We start from the raw sequence: 19831 nt of genomic DNA, 5'->3' as shown, positions 1-19831 counted from the left end.
ACTATACCCAACTAATGCTTTTTTGTAAGCTTTGCAGGGTCTTTTCTTCCCGGCTACCGGGTTCAGGTTGAAAATCGTAAACCCAGTTGGCCTGCGGCGGCATACTCATCAGAATTGACTCCGTCCGGCCATTGGACTCCAGACCGAATTTCGTACCCCGGTCCCAAACCAGGTTAAATTCTACGTAGCGTCCCCGGCGCAGCATCTGCCACTTTTTCTCCTGCTCCCCGTAAGCCAAATCGCGGTTTTTGGCCATAAAATGGGTATAAATGGGCGCAAAAGAGTTGCCAACTTCCTGCACGTAGGCGAAAATAGCCTCTTTCGAAAAGGCATCGGATGGCTTTTGGTAATCGAAGAAAATACCTCCGACCCCACGCGTTTCGTGGCGGTGTTTAAGGAAAAAGTAGTCATCCGCCCAGGCTTTATACTTGGGATAAAAATCGGGATGGTGCCGGTCGCAGGCGTTTTTTAGCTGCTGGTGAAACCAACGCGCATCGGCTTCGTCGACGTAGTGCGGCGTCAGGTCAATGCCGCCGCCAAACCAGTTAATGCCGTTGCTTAGCTCAAAATACCGAACGTTCATGTGAATAATCGGCATCATCGGGCTATGCGGGTGCAGGACGATGGAGACGCCGGTTGCGTAGAAATCAACGGGTTCGGTTTGGTTCATTTGCCGGAGGGTAGCTTCCGAAGCCGGACCGTGAACCGCCGAAAACAACACGCCGCCTTTTTCAATCACGGCCCCGTTTTCGATAATTCGCGTGCGACCGCCACCGCCCTCGCTTCGTTCCCAACGGTCTTCCCGAAAGCGGGCTCCGCCATCAGCGTCTTCAAGCGCCGCGCAAATACGGTCTTGTAAATCAGTAAAATAAGTTGTTATAAGTTGTTTATCAGGAGTCATAAGACAAATTCGCGTAATGTCCAAATACAAGCGTAGCAGGTCGGCGTTGGCGCAAAGATACGCGAAACTTTACTCCGATACTTTCAGGGAAAATTGCACGGGCCGCTGACGATCCAGCAGAATTAATAACCCTTGTTGCGCAAGTTGTTGCAGAAGCTTTGAGGCTCTGTACTCCGAAATATTAATTAGCTGCGCGTATTTTTTCACTGTAATAGCCTCATTTTTCCGAAGATACTGCACCAAATTACGAACGTTAGGCGATTGAAGTAACTGACTATCCAGCTTGTCGGCTCCCAGAATCAGCTTATTGGTGGGCACTGATTTATCCTTTGAACGAACATAAATGGTCCGGTGGCCCTGCTCGTCAATGGCGTGATGCGGTTTGTCTTCACTTTCTTCGACGACAATAAAGAGGACCTTTTTTCCCTCAACGATCTGGGTTTCGTAACTAACGGCGATAACAGGATCTACGAAAAAATCAGTGGCTCGTTCCAATTTCTGAATTTCGCGGTATTCCGATTCAACGCCAACAATGCGGCCATCATCCGAAATCCCGACGACCAGCAAGCCTCCCCCGGTATTCGAGAAAGCTGTTAGTGTCCGGGCAATTCGGTTTGGCGAGTGGATTGTTGCTTTGAACTCTAGCTGGACTCCCTCGCCTTGTTTGATTAAGGCCGCTACATCATGTATCATACTCCTTAAACGACCATTTTATTGGGATGTTTTTCTTTTTTAGCTGGAAATAAACAGGCACTCCACGAAAACTCAGGCTACTTTTAGACAATCCAACATACAGCGAGATGTAACTTAAGGCAGACTTTACTAGACTATCCTAAGAATCAATTTACAGACAGGTAAGTTATTGTAATTTTTTGCTTTAGATTCTTGTATCGGATTAAATAAGGGGGTTTTAATTGCAATTAACCGACAAAAATTTCATTCTATTTTGATTCATTTTATTTGTTTTTTTTAATAGCTAAATTTAATTTTACCAAAATTGAAAAATGGTAACATAAGAACTTACCATCCGATACTTACCGTACTCAACGTTATAAAATTGGCTCTCTGAGTCTGACCGCGTAGATTCCGACGCGGTCTTTTTTTGTCTGGCAACTTGGCAGCCAGCCGTTTTAGTTCTCGTTATTTTCGCAGGGCAAGCTGCCGACTTAAGGACAGAAAACCACCTACCGAGTTAGGATACAGTTTCCCCTGATCGACAGCCACCGCCGCTTTGACGCGCACACCACCTAACCAGGCTAAATCTGTATAACCCATTAGCAATAAAGAAACCTGGTTAATGGCCGAAACCGGTGCTTCAAAAGTTCCGAAATGGCGTTGCTGCGTAAAACGGGCTGTCCAGCCGACGGCCCCCGCCACGCCGTTCAGAGCAACCGACACCCCTTGCAGGCGGTTACTGGGGAAAAACTCCCAATTCTGGCGCAAACCGCCGCTCCCGGCTAGTTCAAGCTGCGAAGGAATCAGGGGCGTTCCGATACCACGGCCAAAATAAGCCCAGCCTTCGCGGTATTGCCGGTGATTGAAATAATTGTCTGCTCCTTTAAAACGCGTTCCATCCACATCGAATGACGCGCCGCTTTGGTTCATCGTGCTGATGTATTCCACCACGGCAGCCTGAAGCTGAAACCCCCGGTTTGCCATTGGTGCCTGATTGCGCCAGCTTAGCCCCGACAGTCCGTCTGGCACATTCGCCAGCACCAGACCAGAGGCATCTTCATACGGATGTTGGTGGTAAAGCATAAATTGCTGGCGCGCGCCCTTCCAGGTTAAGGCCAAATCCATGCTGCCGAGGTGATTACCAATTCGGTTATAGCCGTCAAAATTGGTATAGCGATCATTTTCCAGGTCTTTTGGTATCACGCCAACAACCGCGTCTACATAATCTTTAAAAGATGAGGGCAACTTTCCATTAACTGCAAAAGGCGTTCCAACCAGGTAATCGGCATAACCGCCCCATTGAATCTGGTGATTTAGTCCCAAATACAGATTAAAATGACTCGCTGGCTTCCCAAATCGGGCGTACAGGTATTTTTGGTGCAGATAAGCCTTCTCGATGTATGGCGCGTTGAACCAGGCGTGTACATACCCAAAATTAAACGCCAGCCAACCTTTCAGAAAGCCAACAGGCAGGTAGTCGGGCGTTGAAATCTGGACCCGGGGCAAAGGCAGCGCATTTCCCGACCAGATATAAAAACCCGACGAGAGGGTTGTATCACCTAAGCCGATTACTTCCCGCCGCCGACCGGCCAACAGCTCAAGCCCCCAAATTTTACCCTTAAGGTATGCTTCCGGCAAAAGAACCTGATTGACTTTACCTACGTTGCCCACCACGCCGATGCCATAGCCCCAATCAAACCGGTTCCGGCGCAGGCTTGAGTCAGCCGAGGCAGGGCGGTAGTCGGCTCGAATGCCTGCCCGTATGGTCGCCACGGGCACCGACAAAGGCACCGTTCCCTGTTGGTTGGCCCGCAGCCAAAAGGGCGTTCGCGCCGAGTCGGCAGCGATAGCACCCACTTCAAGGCTTAACGACATAGGCTTGCTTACCGATTGCGCTTTCACCAGCGAGACACTAAACAGAGCCAGTGCTACAAACAGGTGCAAAAAAACAGCGTTTCTATGATTAAGGGTAAAGGAATTAGTCATCGATCAGGGTAATAGAAGTAGTCCTGTTGGAACGGAAGTACATAGTTGCAAAAAAAGCCCTTCCGCTTGGTTAAACAGAAGGGCTTTTTTACAAAAAATTAATCGAATTAGCCAATAACGAAAAGCGTTAGGCTTTTCATTTGTCTGACTAGAACCCTAATCCCACAGCAAAGCCACGTACGGCCAGCGGGAATGGAGACATTAAGGTTGCAGCACCGGTGCTTAGGTTGATGCGGTAAATGCCGGTCGAACCATTAGCCGATAGAATGGCATAAGCCGTTCCTGACGTGCCACCAATATCAAAGCCATTGGCTCCGCTTACATCAATTCCGAGCGAACCTACAACGGTCAAAACACCGTCATTTGGTGGCGCCTGGATCAGTAACTGGTCTGTGTTGCTATCAATATCGTACAGCGTTGTCGTTGTTGCCGCCGCAAAGTTATTGGTGTAAGCTGCACCCGAAACCGTTGGCGTTCCTGGTTTTAATGTGCCATCTATGTTTCCTACAGCGCCCGTTTCTGGATTCAAACGCAGGTTTTGGCCCATGCTGCTTACTAAACGGATACGGTCAACTGTTGGGTTAAAGTCGAAGCCATAATCACCGCCGGATAATGCCGGTGTAAAGGGCCCTGAACCAACCTGAGTTGCTGCTCCTGACGACGTGTTGATGGTGTAAAGTCGGCTCGTGCTACCCAAAGCATACAGCTGGCCATTGGCTGGCCGGAAGTCAAGACCAACAATGATTTCACCGGTTTGTAACCCCGTCAGTGTTTTCGCAACTGGCGCCGGATTCATTGGGTTGAAGATGTGCAGGCTATTGCCACCATCAACCGCGTAAGCTACCGGCTCTGTTGGAATGGCTAATCCAATGAGGTTCATTGGCAAATCGCCCAGTTTCTGCAAACGGCCCGTGTTTAAATCGATGGTCTGTAATTCAGACTTACCACCAAACACCACCGAAACCAGTGCGCGGCCATCGGGGGCAATGTCAAAGCCAGCAGAGCCCGTAATATCGAGTCCCAGTGGTCCAACTTCAACCAGTTTTCCGTCGTTTGGCGGGTCCTGGCGATACAATTTGTCCGTTGCGGGATCAATGTCATACAGCGTTGTTGTTGTCGTCCCCGCCCGGTTGTTGGTGTAAGCCGCTCCCGATAAAGCGACGCCTGCCGCCCCGTTAATTGATCCATCTACCATCTGCACCGCACCCGTTTCCGGATTCAGGCGCAGATTCTGGCCTGTATTGGTAACAATACGGATGCGGTCAACTGCCGGGTTGAAATCAAATCCGACAATCGTTCCGTTGATCGCCGGCGTAAAGGGGTTGGTTCCCACTCGGCGCGAAATACCCGTTTTTAAATCAATGACGTAAATGCGACTTGCGCTACTAACCCCATACAACTGCCCGGTAGCAGGCCGGAAGTCAATTCCTAACAGGCGCTCACCAGGCTCCATATCGCGAACGATCAGGGAAGCGTCAACTGTACCGGATGACCGCACATTGAAGCGAACCAGCTGATTAGGCGTCTCGCCGGAAATCCCGTAGACAGTTACATCGGGCAGCGCCTCGGGCGCGGGAGCCTGGCGGTGATCCTGGCAGGAATTTAAGGTTGTCAATAAGCCCAGCGCCGCTGCAAGTACGCCCAGTCTCTGTGTCCTCTTGTTGAAGTTGAACATAGTTTGAAAGTTATAATGTAGGATGAGTAAACACCCGGACCTACGTAACTACGCTCTGTTTGGATTCAATAAAACTGAGAAACTTACAGAGTGGGCTTAAATAGCGCAAATAACATGCATTCATTAAGTTAGCCAACGGCACCTGGGTTAGCCTTCTTTTTCTTCGTTTGTTATGACTACCTCAACGCTCTCCTGCCGTCCGGTCAGCTCGGCCAGCAAGTCTTTCAGATTAACCGTAGCAAAGCTGCTGGCATAATCGGACATCGCGTATGGAATAATCAGATCGTTGTTGTTGATAAGCCCGCCGCAACTATAAACCACGTTTGGCACGTATCCTTCGCGTTCGTTCTCGTCGGGGCTAAGCAATGGTTCTTTCAGGCGGCCAATTACCTTGGACGGATCATTCAAATCGAGCAGGAAAACCCCAATGGCGTACTTCCGCATGGGACCGACGCCGTGGCTTAAAACCAGCCAGCCTGCTTCGGTTTCGAGTGGTGATCCACAGTTCCCCAACTGAACGTATTCCCAATGATAAGTTGGCTTAACGATCAACTCTTTGGTATGCCAGAAGTATAAATCATCCGAATACATGAGGTAAATATTCTCCCCATCCTGCCGGGAAAGCATGGCGTATTTACCGTTAATTTTACGCGGAAACAGCCCCATGCCTTTGTTTTGCACTTCTGCTCCATTCAGGGTGCTGACGCTAAAATGCGTAAAATCTTTGGTTTCCAGCAGCTGTGGGAAGGTCACCCGACCGTTGTAGGCGGTGTAGGTAGCGTAGTAGATGGCTTCGCCGTTATCGTCTGTAAACTGCACAAAACGAGCATCTTCAATGCCGTTGGTCTCGTTGGGTGAGGTTGGGAAAATGCAGCGTTCGTCGAGGCTCTGGTCGTCGTCGAAATCCAGCTCGTAGTTAGACCGGGCCAGGGCCAGAATTCCGCCCGCGATGGTTTCGTATTCGGCGTGGTGACGATATTGCGATAGCATCCGTTTGATCCGTTCTTCGAGTTCCTGCAAGTAAAACTCGTCGCCAATACCAGACAGCAGTTGATCAGCAATCTGATTGGATAGACGAAGTTCGTACAACTTGCGTTCGAACTGCTGCCGGTTAAAAAGGTGCGTTGTAACCACTTCGGGGGAGGTTACGTACCGGGACGGTTTCCGCAGGATGATTTTGCTTTCTTCATCAATATACCCCATTCGGAAGGTTATGGATGAAATATGGCCTTCGCCTGTTGCCCGCAGACTCAAAATAAAGCGTTTGAAACCGGGTGGAACGTTGCTTTGATCGGGGTGCCAAACCATAGAAGGATTGAACAAAGCCGCCGATTCCAGCGAATATTCCATTGTAAAATAAGCACCCAGTAAAAGCTGCCGTTCTTGCGTTATGGGTTCATCCGTAAGCAGATGGGGCTTGATTTGTTCAAACCGTTTGAGCAGGAAGCGCTCCAGTTTATAGTGACGGCTTCCAAACTCCCGAATAACTTCATTCAATTTACGCTCCGCCTCTTCGTCCGTCATGGAACTGACACGGGCGATTATTTTAAGAAGTCGGGACGAATTGCCCATGTCAAAGGGGCGGAATAAAACACGGGTCGGATCAGGTCGCAGGACAATGCCAGTACGGGTGGCTTTGATACTCATAAGTGAAAAGAGTGAAAGAGTAAATGAGTGAAAGAGTGGCGAGGAAATAGATTCCTGATTCGCCCTTTCACTCTTTCGCTCTTTTTAATATTATACCATCATAGAAAACGCCGAATTTGCAGGTTCTGTTTCAGAAATATGTTTTTGCATGAGGTGCAGTTCTGTCAAAGCCAGCAGATAAGACAGCGTCGATTCAGCACCCTGATTTTTGTTGACCCGGTCGATTTGCAATCCATCGCGGCAACCACCCGTCTGTTGATCGTAGATGGAAAGTCCAAAATCATTGTATCCCGTAAACCATTTGAACACCTGCAAGGCTTCGCTGATCCACCGCGTTTCTTTCGTGACGCGGTAGGCGGTCATACAGGCGGCAATGGTGCTTTGTGCTTCCAGCGGTTGCTGGTCGTAATAAGCGCGCTCGGCACCTTTGGTATAAAAACCGTTCGAGCCGATGGGCTGAAAATGTCCGCCTTCGGCAGTCTGTTCTTTCATCAGCCAGTTTAGGGAACGCAGTCCAATCTCAATCAACTCCTCACAGCCCAGAACCTCTCCGCAACGCAGCAAGGCCTGCGGCAATACGGCATTGTCATAAACCAGATAATGTTCAAACCAAGGCCAGTCCTCCGTTGCTGAATCTGCGAAACGCATTTTCATTTTCTCAATCAGTTGCTGCTGAAGGGCTTTTGCTTTGCGGTCATTGCTGAAGCGCTTCTGGTATTCGCAGATGCCCAACAAGGCAAATGCCCAGGAACGCGGCGACTGCATCTCAACCACGGATTGCAAGGTTCTGTGCAGGATGGGAATTGCCCACATCACCAGATTTTTGTTCGACGAGCGGCCAATGCAGGTCCCTAAGGCCCAGATAGCCCGACCCGTGCTGTCGTCGGAGCCAACTTCTTCCAACCACCGGCGGTCGTAGCTCATGAAGTTACGGAACTGCCTCTGGTTATCGGAGCAGGCATAGTTCAGAAAGGCTGCGTAAGTATCTTCCAGCTCACCGATGCGGCGCTCAGTAACTCCTAACTCCGCCAGCATAATCGTCAGAATCAAGGCCCGGGCGTTGTCATCGGTGCAGTACCCTTCTTCGTAATGCGGCAAATGGTAACGTGCGTGCTGAATAATGCCGGTTGAATCCGAAAGGCGGTATAAATGATCCAAACGGATAGGCGGCAACTGGTAGCTGCTTCCTCCATTGCTGTCGGGAGCGGTTCCGTCTAAGTAAGGCACCAAGCTCTCCAATCCAGCGATGGGCTGATAGCGAGCCGCCGTAAATGACTGTCCATATAATTCCATAACCCGCTCCCAGATCATCTCCCGACCCATCATGTAGCCGCGCTTCCGCATGGCATGACGCAGCGGTTCATCGCTGAGCAGATTGATAATTTCGTTCGCAATGGCTTCAGAATCACCAAAAGGCACCAGAACACCCCGTCCGTCGGCCAGCAGTTCTTCGGCGTGCCAGTAAGGCGTTGACACTACCGCTTTGCCGACCCCGAATGCATACGACAGCGTACCCGAGGTGATTTGCGCCGGATTCAGGTAGGGCGTGATGTAAATATCGGCTGCTCCGAGAAACTCCAGCAGACTTTCGTGATCGACAAACTGATTGTAAAACAGCACATTATTACTCACGCCGCATTCAGAGGCCAGTTGCTTCAGGCTATCCCGGTATACTTCCCCATGCTCCCGAACTAGATTGGGGTGGGTAGCCCCGAGAACAATGTAGACGACATTCGAGAACTGATTGACAATTTTCGGCAATGCCTTGATCACGTTTTCAATGCCTTTATTGGGCGATAACAACCCAAATGTCAGGAGAACCTGCTTGCCTTCGATGCCAAACCGATCTTTATGAAAGTGCGGATCAACAAAGGGCATGTCTGGAATGCCGTGCGGAATCAGGTCAATTTTATCTTCTGGAATTTCGTAAATGTCACGCAGAAACTGCTTTCCTTTTTCCGACATAACCACTACCCTTGCCGACACATCCGCGATGCTTTTCAGGGTCATTAGTTGGTCTTTGTCCGGATTTTTAAGCACCGTATGGAAAGTGGTAATAACGGGCATGTTCAGGCTTCTTAGTAGCGTCAGGATGTAGTTGCCTGCCGTACCACCATAAATGCCATATTCGTGCTGAAGACACACCACTTCTACATTCATGGCGTTCAGAAATTCAGCAGCTTTTCGGTAAGAGCTTAGGTCATGCTGATAAAATTCGTAACGTACTTCTTCCGGATAGTCGTAGCCTTCTTCCAGATCATTCACCGCCACTACCATCGCACTGGAGTTAGGATTGAAAGTCGTAAATGACTTGTATAGGTCGGCAGTAAACGTGGCAATACCGCACCGACGGGGTAGGTAATCGCCGATAAATGCTACATTGCTGGGGCCTACAGCAGTCAGAGCATGCGACTGGGAATTAGTCATGACATTATTCATCAGAAATGGAAGCTAGAATAAAGCGGATTCAGTAATTATTTACCAAGAATAATCCGTTTTGAGTGGATCTTTAATATATTATATCTATTTAACTATAGATGGAGTGAATTGTTTATGGAAACGTCAACAAGGGATTCTGGAGCCTTTTGCCGCATTCCGGGCGTGTAGCGACGAATTAAACAACCGCCTGGAGAACTCAAACTTTGGTGGGAGGAAGTTGATAATGGCTATGAATAGCCACAAAAAGATAATTCCGTATAAAATAAATCATATTTTATACGGAATTATCAAAAAAATTGCTAAAGTACGCTGTTGCTTATACTTCTTCCAGTAACGTTCTGAACGCTAACAGTTTGTCACTGTATCGCGCATGTAGCTTGGCATTCAGGGCGGGGGCATGCAGTTTTTCGTAGGTAATAAAATCCTCCATAGCATTGAAGAAATATTGGGCCGTATAGGTCACGCCACCGTTGCCTACTTCTGTCAGCAGCCGTAAGATTTTAGTTTCGGCAGGTAGCCCCGTAGCCATAACTTCCGGTACGTATTCCTGCTTCATCCAGCGGAGCCAGTCTTGCGCAAGCGACGGCTCAATATTGATGGTAACATTGTATAGAATCATAATTTTGGAACAATGATTTTTAGGCAAAAGTTGGGGCTGTCTTATATTTATGTTGTTTCTTTGTCGCCTGGAAAGTGTACTTAATTATTTATAACCTATGCTATATTCTATACTACTTCGTGCCCATTCTGGAGTGCGCTGGCTTGTTCTCGTTCTTCTCGTTGCCGCCGCCGTATCGGCCTTTTTGAAATGGCAACGACGCGACGAATATTCTACCGGCGACAATAAGCTCTATGTCTGGGCGCTGATTGCAACGCACATCCAAGTCACTATTGGCTTAATTCTTTATTTTGTTAGCCCTAAAGTTCCTCTGTTTGGCGATGGTGCATTGCCTTTCGGAGAAATCATGAAAAATCCTTTGTACCGCTTCTACGCCGTGGAGCATATTGCCCTCATGCTGATTGCCGCCGTGCTGATTACCATTGGTCGGTCGCGCTTACGCCGGGCTCCGGGTCCTATCAACAAACACCGGGCTGTATTTATTTTCTATACCCTCGGCCTGATTGCCATTCTGGCGGCAATTCCTTGGCCATTCCGGATTCCGGGTGCGGGCTGGTTCTAAGCAAAGCCAATAAACAAATAACTAAAAAGTCCCTCAACGAGTTGGTTGAGGGACTTTTCATGAAAGCCGGTTATGTTTGACGGGCGCTTATTAGATTTTATCCGGCTGATAGACTTTTACCGTTCCATCGCCTTCACTGCTAACCACCAGCATACTCCGACCGTTCGGACTGTCTTTGGCCGCGACGAATAAAACGCCCTCTGGTGCATCGCCCGTTTTAAACAGTTGCAGGAATTGAGGGGCCGCCGGATTGCTCACATCGTAGATAGCAATGGCATCTGCCCGTTCCATACCGACAAACGCAATGGGCTTGTTATTCATCATGCCTACCGTGACTCCTTCCGGTTCAATGCCTTTGTCATCCGACCGATCATCGTCGTACAGATTGGCCGCAATGACCCGCTCTTCCAGACTCTTCCCGGATTCATAAACCCGCTGCCCGGTTGCGGCATTGTAAATACTGAATCCACGGCCACCGAAGCCATACAATTCTTTATAAACGCCACCGGTATTCCCGGCTGTTCTGGTTACGCGCAGACGCCCCAGGTTGGCCGGTAGTTTTAGTTCCGTTGCGTTCGGAAAAACGGTAGCGTCCAGGTTAAGGCTACTCACACGCACCTGCTCATCGAAGGCCGAATACTCCCGCGCATCACCTTCATCCGCCGTGATGAGGTAGCCCCCACCGTTGGCTGAGAAATACGAAATGGCATCCGGCAGATAGAACGATTTCAGCGGCCAGGTCGCTAAGCTAATTTTGCTATCCCGGTCGCTGGGGTCGATGGCGTTACTGGCCAGGCTGATGTCTTTTGTTCCCAACGGATGAATCCGCAGAATGGCCCCATTGACCAGATCTACTTCGGCAATTCCGTTGTTTTCCTGAAGCGTTACCCAGGCTTTCTTTGAATCGGAGGCAATAGCTACGTATTCAGGCTCAACGTCTTGCGCAAAGCTTGCATTGGGGCCAAAGAGGCGAAAACCGCCCGCCGTTAATTGAGCCTGTGTAGCGGCAAACGCCTCAAAGGTCAATGTCTTGACGCTGTAATTATTGGCAATATTGATGATTGAAATAGAGCCCACCGGATCGTTGGTATAGGCTGCGTTGGGCTCGCCTTCGTTGGCTGTAACGATGTAGTTTCCATCGGGACTAAACGTTACCATATCTGGCAAAGCACCAACTTCCACTTGTCGAATCTGAGCTAGTGTACTGGTATTTAACACAATAACGCTGCCGTTTGCCTGCTTGTTGGTAGCCTCCAGCGCGATGGCCAGCTTGCCGCCACTGACGGCCACGCTATTGGCAACGCCACCCAAGGCCGACACATCAATCGGCTGTAATTTCGTGGTCGTTGGGTAAGCCGACAAGTCCAGTACCTCCACTTTAGCAGCTGACTCGTTATTGACCACAAACAGGCGTTTGCTAGCGGGGTCATAAGCGGAAATTTCCGATGCGGCTTCGCCCCCTAAATCAACGGAAGTCACTTCTTTAAAGGCAGCCGGATTTTCCTGTAGCTGAGTGGGGTCATCGCGGTGATCGGTAATGCAGGCGTTGGAGACAACCGCTAACAGCGCCCATCCTACCAGCCAATTTTTCTGAATCATGTTTTTAGAGAGATTGAACGGAGTAAAAATAGCCGCTAACCTCAACCTAAAATCCTCTGGCTGAAAGCGTAATAATTATTTAACAAGTCCCGGTATAAACAGCGCCTTTGCTTATTTTAGTATTAATTATTGGCCCTTTTCTTTACATTTTCTTAACAAGACAGTTCCTTTTTTCCTATTCCTACCCTTTAAGTTTGTAGCATTTATTTCCCTTACAAACATGCGCCTCCCTAACTTATTACATCCATTTTTATTGAGTTTATTGTTTCCTCTCGCTACGCCCGTTTTGGCTCAGAATCAGGCACAAGGCGTTGTTTTCGAAGATAAAAACAGCAACGGCAAAAAAGATCGGCAGGAAGCCGGACTGGCCCAGGTAGCTGTTTCCAACGGAAAGGACGTCGTATTAACGGACCAGAAAGGCTATTACCAACTCCCGGTTGGGCAGGATAATATCATTTTTGTGATTAAACCCACCGGCTATCGGCTCCCCGTCAATGCGCAGAACCTCCCGCAATTTTTCTACCGCCACAAACCCCAGGGGTCGCCCAAGCAGAAATTTGCGGGTGTAGCTCCGACGGGCCCTTTGCCAAAATCCATCGACTTCGGACTTACCAAACAAACCGAACCCGACGCTTACCAGGTTCTTGTCTTCGGTGACCCTCAAGTATACAACACGGATCAGGTTGGTTACTTCGAGCGGGGTGTTATTGCCGAATTACAAGGTAAAACAAAGGGGTTTAGTTTTGGTATGAGTCTGGGTGATCTCGTTGGCGATAACCCTCCCCTATTTGAGGCTTACAACAGCGCTATTCGCAAGCTGGATTTGCCCTGGTTTCAGGTTATGGGCAACCACGACATGAACCACGATGCCAAGCAAGACAGCCTCTCGGACGAAAGTTTTGAAGCCATGTACGGACCCAATACCTATGCCTTTAATCAGGGTAAAGTCCATTTTATTGTGCTGGATGACATTCTTTCACCCGATCCGCGCGATGGGGCGGGCTACCAGGGCGGCCTGCGTCCCGACCAACTTGCGTTCGTGGAAGCTGATTTAAAGACAGTTCCAAAAGACTATCTGGTGGTTCTTTGTCACCACATTCCGCTCTTTAGTGAAGGTGATAGCGAATCATTCCGCAAGGCCGACCGGCAACGGCTGCTTTCTTTCCTGAAAGATTTTCCTCATACGCTTTCGCTTTCCGCGCACACGCACATTCAGCAGCATTATTTTCACGGCCAGGTCGATGGGCTGGAACGCGCCACGCCGCACCACGAGTATAACGTAGGAACGACTTCGGGCGACTGGTATTCCGGGGAAGACAATGAACAGGGCGTTCCTGCATCGACCATGCGCGACGGCACGCCCAAAGGATACCTGTTTTTGTCGTTCAATGGTAATCAGTATTCGTTTGATTACCGGATTGCCGGACAGCCGGAAACCTATAAAATTGGCTTGTATGCCCCAAAATCGATCAAGCAGGGCCAGGTAGGCCGGAACGATGTTTACGCTAATTTCTTTCAGGGCAGCCACCGCGATTCGGTTAGTTACCGCGTTGACGGCGGCAATTGGAAAAAGATGATTCTAGCTGAGGAAGCCGACCCAACAATGCTGGGTGTTCGCTATCGCTGGGATGCTGCCGACCAGCCTTTGAAAGGCATTAAGCCTTCTGCTCCGATCGTTTCTACCCATTTATGGAAAGCGCGTCTGGGTGGCAATCTGCCGGTTGGCGAGCATAACGTGGAGGTGCAGGTGAAAGATGCATATGGGCGTACGTTCACCAACAAAACCAGCTTCCGGGTGGTAGCTCCTTAGTGGCGCATATCGTTCTCAAGTGTATTTTGTCTTGCCTCACCCTTCCGAAATAACTGACTTTTCGGAAGGGTGAAGCGGTTCATGCGTTTTTCTGAAACCGGTTTTGTACCAGCGCGTCCAAAATTGAGGTAAATTTGGGCGTAGTAGCTATCCTATCTGTTGCATAAACGCATGAATATCCTCATTACTGGCGGTGCTGGCTTTATTGGATCTCACCTTTCCGAACGTTTGCTAGCGCAGGGGCACACCGTGTGTTCGGTTGACAATTTTAATGATAGTTACGACCCACTGCTCAAACGGCGCCACATTGAGGCTTGTCGTCTTCATCCGAACTACTATCTTCTGGAAGCTGATATTCGCAATCAATCTGTTTTAGAAACGCTATTCAAAACCCATGCTTTCGATGCCGTTATTCACCTGGCAGCCTTAGCTGGCGTTCGGGCTTCTCTGGCGAATCCGCAGGCTTATGTAGACACCAATGTCAGCGGCACCCTTACTCTGCTCGAATGCATGCGCCGGGCCGGGGTTCGGAAACTCCTTTTTGCCTCTTCATCTTCCGTCTACGGCAATAGTATGCAGCTTCCTTTCCGTGAAGACGACCCCGTTCGGCAGCCAATTTCCCCTTACGCCATCACGAAACGAACCTGCGAACTTCTTTGCGGAAATTATGCCAGTCTCTACGGCATTGACACGTTTTGTTTGCGCTTTTTCACGGTATATGGCCCCCGGCAGCGGCCCGAAATGGCGATTTCTTCGTTCATGCGGCGAATGCTGGACGGAGACCTAATTGAGGTGTTTGGCGATGGCAGCACATCGCGTGATTATACCTACGTCGGCGATATCGTCGAGGGCATTCTTCAGGCTTTACAGGCAATAAAAGGCTTCGAAATCTTCAATTTGGGCAGTTCCCAACCAATTACGTTGCGGGATTTAATTCACACAATAGAGCAGGTAGTCGGTAAAAAAGCCCTGCTTACCTATTGCCCTGAACAGCCCGGCGATGTGGAACGAACCTACGCAGATAGTAACAAAGCGGCTCAATGGTTTGGCTATAAGCCCAAAACCTCCCTTCTGGAAGGTTTGCAGCAGATGCTCCCTGAAATCAGGTCTAGCCTGCGTTATCGGTAGAGTTGAACTAATAAAAATGCCCCAAAACGAGCTGTTTTGAGGCATTTACCACTGTTTCGTGGCCCCGACGGAATTTCGACGTGCATTGAATTAGAGGTATTTATGCTTTGATTCGGAAAAGTTTGGCGATTACCCTTATAATAAATACTCATCCCAATATCCTTACTTTGGGTTATACTAATGTACCTTGTCTGTGTAGCATGGCGGTTGAATGATTACTTTCTATTTAATGTTGTATAGCCTGACACAACTTTTACGACGATGAAGCATACTCAAGAAAATAAAATGCCTGGAATTCGCTTAACTGTTGCGCGCGATCATGAAATTGCAAACCCAGATGTAGTTACAGATGGACTTGAAACTTATCAAGCCCCTTTAAGGCAATTTAAAGTATCGCTCAAAATCAAAGATCTTGTCGTATCTAACGACAATTCCAAGATTATTAGGAATCCCAGTAATCACACGTAAGTCTACTTGATTGATTGGCACTTGAATAATCTTACCTTGCGCGTTGTGCAAAAAGACTGCAAAGGCAACACCTATTAGCAATAGTCGACTATCCATCATAAAATTACCCTTTGAAGCGTAGCCCATCGGATCGGCTATACAAACAGGAGACCCACTTGAACCTGGAAATACGGCTGTATCAATTAGGAAATACGGGTCATCACAATAGTTGATTTTAGGATTTGTTGCAGTAACACCCCTTCTTAATATAGGCTTGTTGTTTGTTGTATCTGAAAAGCCATTAGGATAACCGACCATTACTATGTTCTCCATAGTATCAAAATCAGCCAATTGCTCTGCTGTGGGTGTAATGTCTTTTGTTAGGGCTCGGTAGTATATATGTACTCCACTTGCCACTGCTTCATTAATTATTGGTGCAAAAGGCATAGCACATAAATCTATTTTTGGCTCAGGGTGCGGAGTCCAATTTTTCTCAAAATCGAGGATAGTTGCTGTATAGTGTTTTTTTGGAATATATTCCCCACTTCCATCATGCGTTGAAAATACCATGGTGCCAACATCAGCATCTTTGACAACATGCTTATTAGTAATGATTAAGGGGATAGAATGTTCGCCTTTATAGTCTATTATGAAAATGAACCCTGTTCCAGAGCTTGTATTTCCATTTTTCAATTGACAAGTGATTTTGACAGTAGTAAACGTAAGCATGTCGAACATGGGTACGTAATTTTGTCCTTCCATATTGATTAAGGGATATAAGTAGTTAGTTTAAAACAAGATTTAGATAATTGACTTTTACGGCCTTAAATGTGCTCTTACCTGTACCGCAAAGACGGCTCTGCCTCGATTTTTCTTTGTTAACTTCATCAGCAGGTCTGCCCTAAGGATATCATAACCCGTGATTACTTGTGATATGTAATAACTGAGCGTCGCGTCTGCTATCTCTCTTTCTTCTTCAGAAGCAAATGTGTTCCCCTTGAACTTGTCAAATAGCTCTTCTACTTGCTCAGTTTCAGGAGTAAGCTCAATACCAAATTGCTTTTGCCTGCCTCCTAGATTTAGCTCGGTTATAATTTTGCCTGGCATATTATTTACTGAGCTGTTAGTTTGAACTTAGGACCAATTTGATCTTCATTGATTAGCTCTATTACTTTCCCCTGAGCAATGAGCGCCTTTACCTTCTCGACCTTACTCCATCCTGGGTCTTTGCCAATAATCATTACATCTAGTTTGCTGGTAACGCTGCTCACTATTCGAGCGCCTTTGTTTTCCAGTAACTTCAAAAGATCGTCCCGATCTGGGAAATTGTCGAATGTTCCGGTAACGATAACCGTTTTGCCCTCAAAGGAATATTCGTTCTGGAGCAGTTCAACAGCAAACGAAATTCCATACATATCGGCTTCACGAGTTGACCGGAATGGGTAGCCACCACGTCCTGAACTTTCTTTGACTGGGGGAAATAGATCAGATGGGAAGAATACGTTAATGGATTTGGTCTGCTCAAACTGGCGAATAGCCACTTTAGCGCAGGCCACGGCATCCGACAGAGCATTGTGGTGTTTGAGCTTGATCTGGAAATCAACGCATAACTCTTTTAACTTGCCTGGCATCTTCAACTCTCTAGCCGCCTGCATCGTGCAGCCATACCTTAGATTTGGTACGGTAACGCCAAACGCTTCCAGCGTCGAACGCAGGACGTTCATATCGAAAGAAGCGGCATTGTGCGCAATGATCAATTTGCCCTCAAAACGTGCCTGCAATTCTTCTCTCCAGAGAACATCAAACGTTCTTTCATTCTTTACCATGTCAAGCGTTATGCCGTGCTTTTTGACGGCCATATAATCAAACTCAAGCTCAAAAGGCTTAATGAGGTGGTAACCCTTGTCATATACGCGACCACTCCGCACATCTACCCATCCCAAAGAACAGGCGCTATTGCGCTTGCTGTTGGCGGTTTCAAAATCGATAGCAATAAAATCTAGTCCTGGCACTTCTAGTAGAACCGGCTCAGCAGCTTCAGCTTCAAGCTGTGCCAGGTATTCAGAAAAGTAAACGAATGGCTTGTGGTGACGAATCAGGGTCAGGAAGTGGCTTTTGTATTCGTACTTTTTAGCAATTCGCTTTTCCTGTTTTTTCATTGCCCTCAATACGACCTCCAACTCATCCCCTTCAATCATTGTGTGGGATGAAGGATATTCGGGCAGTGTTGTCTCGCCAGTTAAACCTAGTCTGAAATTCTTCCGGAGATTTTCAACGCGGTAGGCTTCTAATTCTGCCCAGGTGCGCCCTGTTGGGGTTCGTGGATTCACAGGATCATAATCACACCGTGGCCCTAGAAACAATAATTCAAGGTCGGTATACTGCTTATCGGCCTTCTTTTTAGAAGGCTCCAGTAGTTCAAATTCTTCAGGATTCATAAAGGTTTAGTCAAATAGATCGGAGGTCTTTTCAATTGATATTCGCGAAAAACTTTATATAGGCCCGAATCAGGGCTTCAGGATTTTTGCTCTCTAATGATATCTGCTTGTTTTTTCAGCAATTGACGCTGCATCTCGATTACTTCTTGAGCCGGCATTAGTACATATCCAGCTGGTGGTTCATTTCCGATATTCGGTTGAGCCTCTACCCCATCTACTAAGTAACCAGCGGTAGTCTTAAGTATCTCACAAAGTTTCATCAAGTCAGCCAATGACGGACCAGATGCGCCTCTTTCCCAAGATGATACAACCGATTTCCCGCTTTTCCCCATTAACGAAGCTAATTGGTCTTGGGATAGCCCATTCTGCTCTCTTAGTGCTTTTAACCTCCTACCGAAATCCTGCATTAGTACATTTAAAAAATACTTGTGCTATTTATTGACACAGGTACTTTTTAATTGTACCTTCGTGTTATTAAATAATACTTTGAAAATCTTACTAAGTAAAAGTATGACTAAAGACGACCAATCTCAAGTAGGTTTTGAGCAAACGGTAGACCTAGAAGAAAAAATGTTAACGGTCGAATATTGGCGTGACCGATTTGGCAAGGCAGCAAAACACTTCAGGAACATGTCTGAAGTAGCCGAACTATTGGCGGAAAAGGATATCGATTTCGCTGGGCCGAAAGGCTACATAAGGCTCCAGAGTGTAAGGCAAAATCGGGCGAGTTTGATTGTTACTGCAAAGGCAACTAGGCTTTTGGAGCAAATAATAAGGGATGCCAGCGAGGCAAGCTAGATTCTGCGCAACAAGCAACTATTCAAACCCAACATAAGGATGAATCACCATTTCGTTAATTCCCCGTGCTTTAACGGGCGGAATTGCTACGCCCTTTTTACACTATTTTTTGTAACTATCTACTTACCAGCATGGTCACAAACTGCTGGCAACCTCTTAGACCTCTCCGGTGAAAGTCAAGCGACAAAAGCGTATATAGATTACCGTACCAAGCGAATCACTGTAATGGTAACGGAAAACGCCTATGTCGGTGAGCCCTATTTAGCTGGTAACCGGGCAAAGGCTTATGTAATCCGTCTCTATGTCGATGCCAAACTAACCCGCACAGTCCTGGCGCTACCAGCCTCATTTAAGTCTATCCTATCCAGCTGTCTGGGTGATGCCAAAAAGCAGATTGATGTAGACCTTCAGCACGTGCAAATCAGTGATGTATTCACCAGTCTGGGCCTCAAACCCTACGGCCCAGGCATAAACTCCTATCCGGGCAAATGAAACCAACACCAATAGAACGCAACAAAGCCGCTGGATTTATCCGCGTTGTGACCCGGAAAGGCTCCATGAAAATCTATTTCGACATCATTTTATGGATTGAGGGGGTGGATAATTACACCAAGTTTCACCTGGTAGGTGGCAAGCATATCCTGACCGGGATAACTATTTCCCGCATTATGGATCGGCTGGATGAGCGGTTTTTCCGCATTCACAAAGGCCATGCCGTGAATCTTAACCATGTCAAAGCTGTCTACAAGTTGCACCGGCCACTGGGGGTTGAATTGAAAAACAACACGCGATTGCCCGTCAGCCGCCGCACTACCCCTGAGTTTCGACGTATCTGGAACCAGAAAAACGCACACGGCCATGCCTAACATGAACAGCATTGAGGATGTGCTGAACGCCTTTTACGACTTGCGTTTGCACGACTATCCGCTTCCTGAGCTAGAAGCGGCCCACACAACAGTTGCCCAGCAGTACCAGTTTTTGCACGACAATTTCGCCCTGAAAACGGACGAAATCACTAATATGATGTCGTCACTCCTTACGTGCCTGGAACACCTGAACCGCCTGATTGCTTTACACAAGCCTGACCCGGCCTGATTACTCACCGTA

The 19831-nt window shown here is 47.9% G+C and carries 19 protein-coding genes; 7 read left to right on the top strand and 12 right to left on the bottom strand.

The features are described from left to right. Window position 1 precedes the first annotated feature (1 nt). The 7 genes from hemF to L0Y31_RS11820 all read right to left on the bottom strand — a co-directional run bounded on the left by hemF (window position 2) and on the right by L0Y31_RS11820 (window position 9942). Window positions 2-901, bottom strand: coding sequence for an oxygen-dependent coproporphyrinogen oxidase (gene hemF / locus L0Y31_RS11850; RefSeq protein ID WP_234733279.1), 900 nt, complete (start codon window positions 899-901; stop codon window positions 2-4). 69 nt (window positions 902-970) lie between these two features. After that, window positions 971-1594 (bottom strand): AlbA family DNA-binding domain-containing protein, encoded by a 624-nt coding sequence (locus L0Y31_RS11845; RefSeq protein WP_234733278.1) that lies wholly within the window; start codon window positions 1592-1594, stop codon window positions 971-973. Between the two features lie 447 nt (window positions 1595-2041). After that, window positions 2042-3562 (bottom strand): capsule assembly Wzi family protein, encoded by a 1521-nt coding sequence (locus tag L0Y31_RS11840; RefSeq protein ID WP_234733277.1) that lies wholly within the window; start codon window positions 3560-3562, stop codon window positions 2042-2044. A 148-nt stretch (window positions 3563-3710) separates the two neighbouring features. Further along, on the bottom strand, window positions 3711-5237 hold the full coding sequence (locus L0Y31_RS11835) for a DUF4394 domain-containing protein (protein ID WP_234733276.1): 1527 nt from the start codon (window positions 5235-5237) through the stop codon (window positions 3711-3713). A gap of 147 nt (window positions 5238-5384) precedes the next feature. Continuing rightward, on the bottom strand, window positions 5385-6884 hold the full coding sequence (locus L0Y31_RS11830; protein WP_234733275.1) for a glycoside hydrolase family 130 protein: 1500 nt from the start codon (window positions 6882-6884) through the stop codon (window positions 5385-5387). A 90-nt stretch (window positions 6885-6974) separates the two neighbouring features. Next, window positions 6975-9311, bottom strand: a complete 2337-nt coding sequence (locus L0Y31_RS11825; protein WP_234733274.1) for a glycosyltransferase family 4 protein — start codon at window positions 9309-9311, stop codon at window positions 6975-6977. A 328-nt stretch (window positions 9312-9639) separates the two neighbouring features. Continuing rightward, entirely contained in the window at window positions 9640-9942 is a 303-nt protein-coding gene (locus tag L0Y31_RS11820; protein ID WP_234733273.1) for a DUF4286 family protein, read from the bottom strand. 97 nt (window positions 9943-10039) lie between these two features. On the opposite strand from L0Y31_RS11820, the gene L0Y31_RS11815 reads away from it, so the two are divergent. Beyond that, window positions 10040-10504, top strand: coding sequence for a cytochrome B (locus tag L0Y31_RS11815; protein WP_234733272.1), 465 nt, complete (start codon window positions 10040-10042; stop codon window positions 10502-10504). 90 nt (window positions 10505-10594) lie between these two features. Here the strand turns inward: L0Y31_RS11815 and L0Y31_RS11810 are convergent, their stop codons facing one another. Then, window positions 10595-12103, bottom strand: coding sequence for a choice-of-anchor I family protein (locus tag L0Y31_RS11810; protein WP_234733271.1), 1509 nt, complete (start codon window positions 12101-12103; stop codon window positions 10595-10597). A 220-nt stretch (window positions 12104-12323) separates the two neighbouring features. Here L0Y31_RS11810 and L0Y31_RS11805 point away from each other — a divergent pair, with 220 nt between their 5' ends. Then, window positions 12324-13913 carry a calcineurin-like phosphoesterase C-terminal domain-containing protein gene (locus tag L0Y31_RS11805; protein WP_234733270.1) on the top strand — a complete coding sequence of 530 codons (1590 nt, stop codon included), beginning with the start codon at window positions 12324-12326 and terminating at the stop codon, window positions 13911-13913. A gap of 171 nt (window positions 13914-14084) precedes the next feature. Further along, on the top strand, window positions 14085-15041 hold the full coding sequence (locus L0Y31_RS11800; RefSeq protein ID WP_234733269.1) for an NAD-dependent epimerase/dehydratase family protein: 957 nt from the start codon (window positions 14085-14087) through the stop codon (window positions 15039-15041). 375 nt (window positions 15042-15416) lie between these two features. Here L0Y31_RS11800 and L0Y31_RS11795 read toward each other — a convergent pair whose 3' ends face one another. The 4 genes from L0Y31_RS11795 to L0Y31_RS11780 form a co-directional block, all read right to left on the bottom strand. Beyond that, window positions 15417-16250: a S1 family peptidase gene (locus L0Y31_RS11795; RefSeq protein WP_234733268.1), complete on the bottom strand. Its 834-nt coding sequence runs from the start codon at window positions 16248-16250 to the stop codon at window positions 15417-15419. A 54-nt stretch (window positions 16251-16304) separates the two neighbouring features. Next, window positions 16305-16595, bottom strand: a complete 291-nt coding sequence (locus L0Y31_RS11790) for a hypothetical protein (RefSeq protein WP_234733267.1) — start codon at window positions 16593-16595, stop codon at window positions 16305-16307. Between the two features lie 5 nt (window positions 16596-16600). Further along, window positions 16601-17926, bottom strand: coding sequence for an exonuclease domain-containing protein (locus L0Y31_RS11785; RefSeq protein WP_234733266.1), 1326 nt, complete (start codon window positions 17924-17926; stop codon window positions 16601-16603). A gap of 77 nt (window positions 17927-18003) precedes the next feature. Next, window positions 18004-18333, bottom strand: coding sequence for a helix-turn-helix domain-containing protein (locus L0Y31_RS11780; RefSeq protein WP_234733265.1), 330 nt, complete (start codon window positions 18331-18333; stop codon window positions 18004-18006). Window positions 18334-18436: 103 nt separating this feature from the next. On the opposite strand from L0Y31_RS11780, the gene L0Y31_RS11775 reads away from it, so the two are divergent. From L0Y31_RS11775 to L0Y31_RS11760, 4 genes are all read left to right on the top strand, one after another. Next, the gene (locus L0Y31_RS11775; protein ID WP_234733264.1) at window positions 18437-18724 is read left to right on the top strand and encodes a hypothetical protein; all 288 of its coding nucleotides are present in this window, start codon (window positions 18437-18439) and stop codon (window positions 18722-18724) included. Window positions 18725-18949: 225 nt separating this feature from the next. Then, window positions 18950-19216, top strand: a complete 267-nt coding sequence (locus tag L0Y31_RS11770; protein ID WP_234733263.1) for a hypothetical protein — start codon at window positions 18950-18952, stop codon at window positions 19214-19216. Next, on the top strand, window positions 19213-19590 hold the full coding sequence (locus L0Y31_RS11765; protein WP_234733262.1) for a LytR/AlgR family response regulator transcription factor: 378 nt from the start codon (window positions 19213-19215) through the stop codon (window positions 19588-19590). Before L0Y31_RS11770 ends, L0Y31_RS11765 begins: the two co-directional genes overlap by 4 nt. Next, window positions 19583-19819, top strand: coding sequence for a hypothetical protein (locus L0Y31_RS11760; protein WP_234733261.1), 237 nt, complete (start codon window positions 19583-19585; stop codon window positions 19817-19819). The genes L0Y31_RS11765 and L0Y31_RS11760 overlap by 8 nt, the downstream gene beginning before the upstream one ends. Window positions 19820-19831: the final 12 nt, after the last annotated feature.

Origin of the sequence: Tellurirhabdus bombi (assembly GCF_021484805.1) — a bacterium.
GTDB classification, from domain to species: Bacteria; Bacteroidota; Bacteroidia; order Cytophagales; family Spirosomataceae; genus Tellurirhabdus; species Tellurirhabdus bombi.
This window is presented reverse-complemented; position numbering and strand designations above follow the sequence as displayed.

Coding starts and splice junctions, on each gene's coding strand:
- L0Y31_RS11835 (WP_234733276.1), bottom strand. CDS start 5,237: ATGTTCAACTTCAACAAGAGGACACAGAGACTGGGCGTACTTGCAGCG.
- L0Y31_RS11760 (WP_234733261.1), top strand. CDS start 19,583: ATGCCTAACATGAACAGCATTGAGGATGTGCTGAACGCCTTTTACGAC.
- L0Y31_RS11810 (WP_234733271.1), bottom strand. CDS start 12,103: ATGATTCAGAAAAATTGGCTGGTAGGATGGGCGCTGTTAGCGGTTGTC.
- hemF (WP_234733279.1), bottom strand. CDS start 901: ATGACTCCTGATAAACAACTTATAACAACTTATTTTACTGATTTACAA.
- L0Y31_RS11775 (WP_234733264.1), top strand. CDS start 18,437: ATGACTAAAGACGACCAATCTCAAGTAGGTTTTGAGCAAACGGTAGAC.
- L0Y31_RS11845 (WP_234733278.1), bottom strand. CDS start 1,594: ATGATACATGATGTAGCGGCCTTAATCAAACAAGGCGAGGGAGTCCAG.
- L0Y31_RS11800 (WP_234733269.1), top strand. CDS start 14,085: ATGAATATCCTCATTACTGGCGGTGCTGGCTTTATTGGATCTCACCTT.
- L0Y31_RS11780 (WP_234733265.1), bottom strand. CDS start 18,333: ATGCAGGATTTCGGTAGGAGGTTAAAAGCACTAAGAGAGCAGAATGGG.
- L0Y31_RS11830 (WP_234733275.1), bottom strand. CDS start 6,884: ATGAGTATCAAAGCCACCCGTACTGGCATTGTCCTGCGACCTGATCCG.
- L0Y31_RS11820 (WP_234733273.1), bottom strand. CDS start 9,942: ATGATTCTATACAATGTTACCATCAATATTGAGCCGTCGCTTGCGCAA.
- L0Y31_RS11805 (WP_234733270.1), top strand. CDS start 12,324: ATGCGCCTCCCTAACTTATTACATCCATTTTTATTGAGTTTATTGTTT.
- L0Y31_RS11825 (WP_234733274.1), bottom strand. CDS start 9,311: ATGACTAATTCCCAGTCGCATGCTCTGACTGCTGTAGGCCCCAGCAAT.
- L0Y31_RS11795 (WP_234733268.1), bottom strand. CDS start 16,250: ATGGAAGGACAAAATTACGTACCCATGTTCGACATGCTTACGTTTACT.
- L0Y31_RS11785 (WP_234733266.1), bottom strand. CDS start 17,926: ATGAATCCTGAAGAATTTGAACTACTGGAGCCTTCTAAAAAGAAGGCC.
- L0Y31_RS11815 (WP_234733272.1), top strand. CDS start 10,040: ATGCTATATTCTATACTACTTCGTGCCCATTCTGGAGTGCGCTGGCTT.
- L0Y31_RS11770 (WP_234733263.1), top strand. CDS start 18,950: ATGGTAACGGAAAACGCCTATGTCGGTGAGCCCTATTTAGCTGGTAAC.
- L0Y31_RS11790 (WP_234733267.1), bottom strand. CDS start 16,595: ATGCCAGGCAAAATTATAACCGAGCTAAATCTAGGAGGCAGGCAAAAG.
- L0Y31_RS11840 (WP_234733277.1), bottom strand. CDS start 3,562: ATGACTAATTCCTTTACCCTTAATCATAGAAACGCTGTTTTTTTGCAC.
- L0Y31_RS11765 (WP_234733262.1), top strand. CDS start 19,213: ATGAAACCAACACCAATAGAACGCAACAAAGCCGCTGGATTTATCCGC.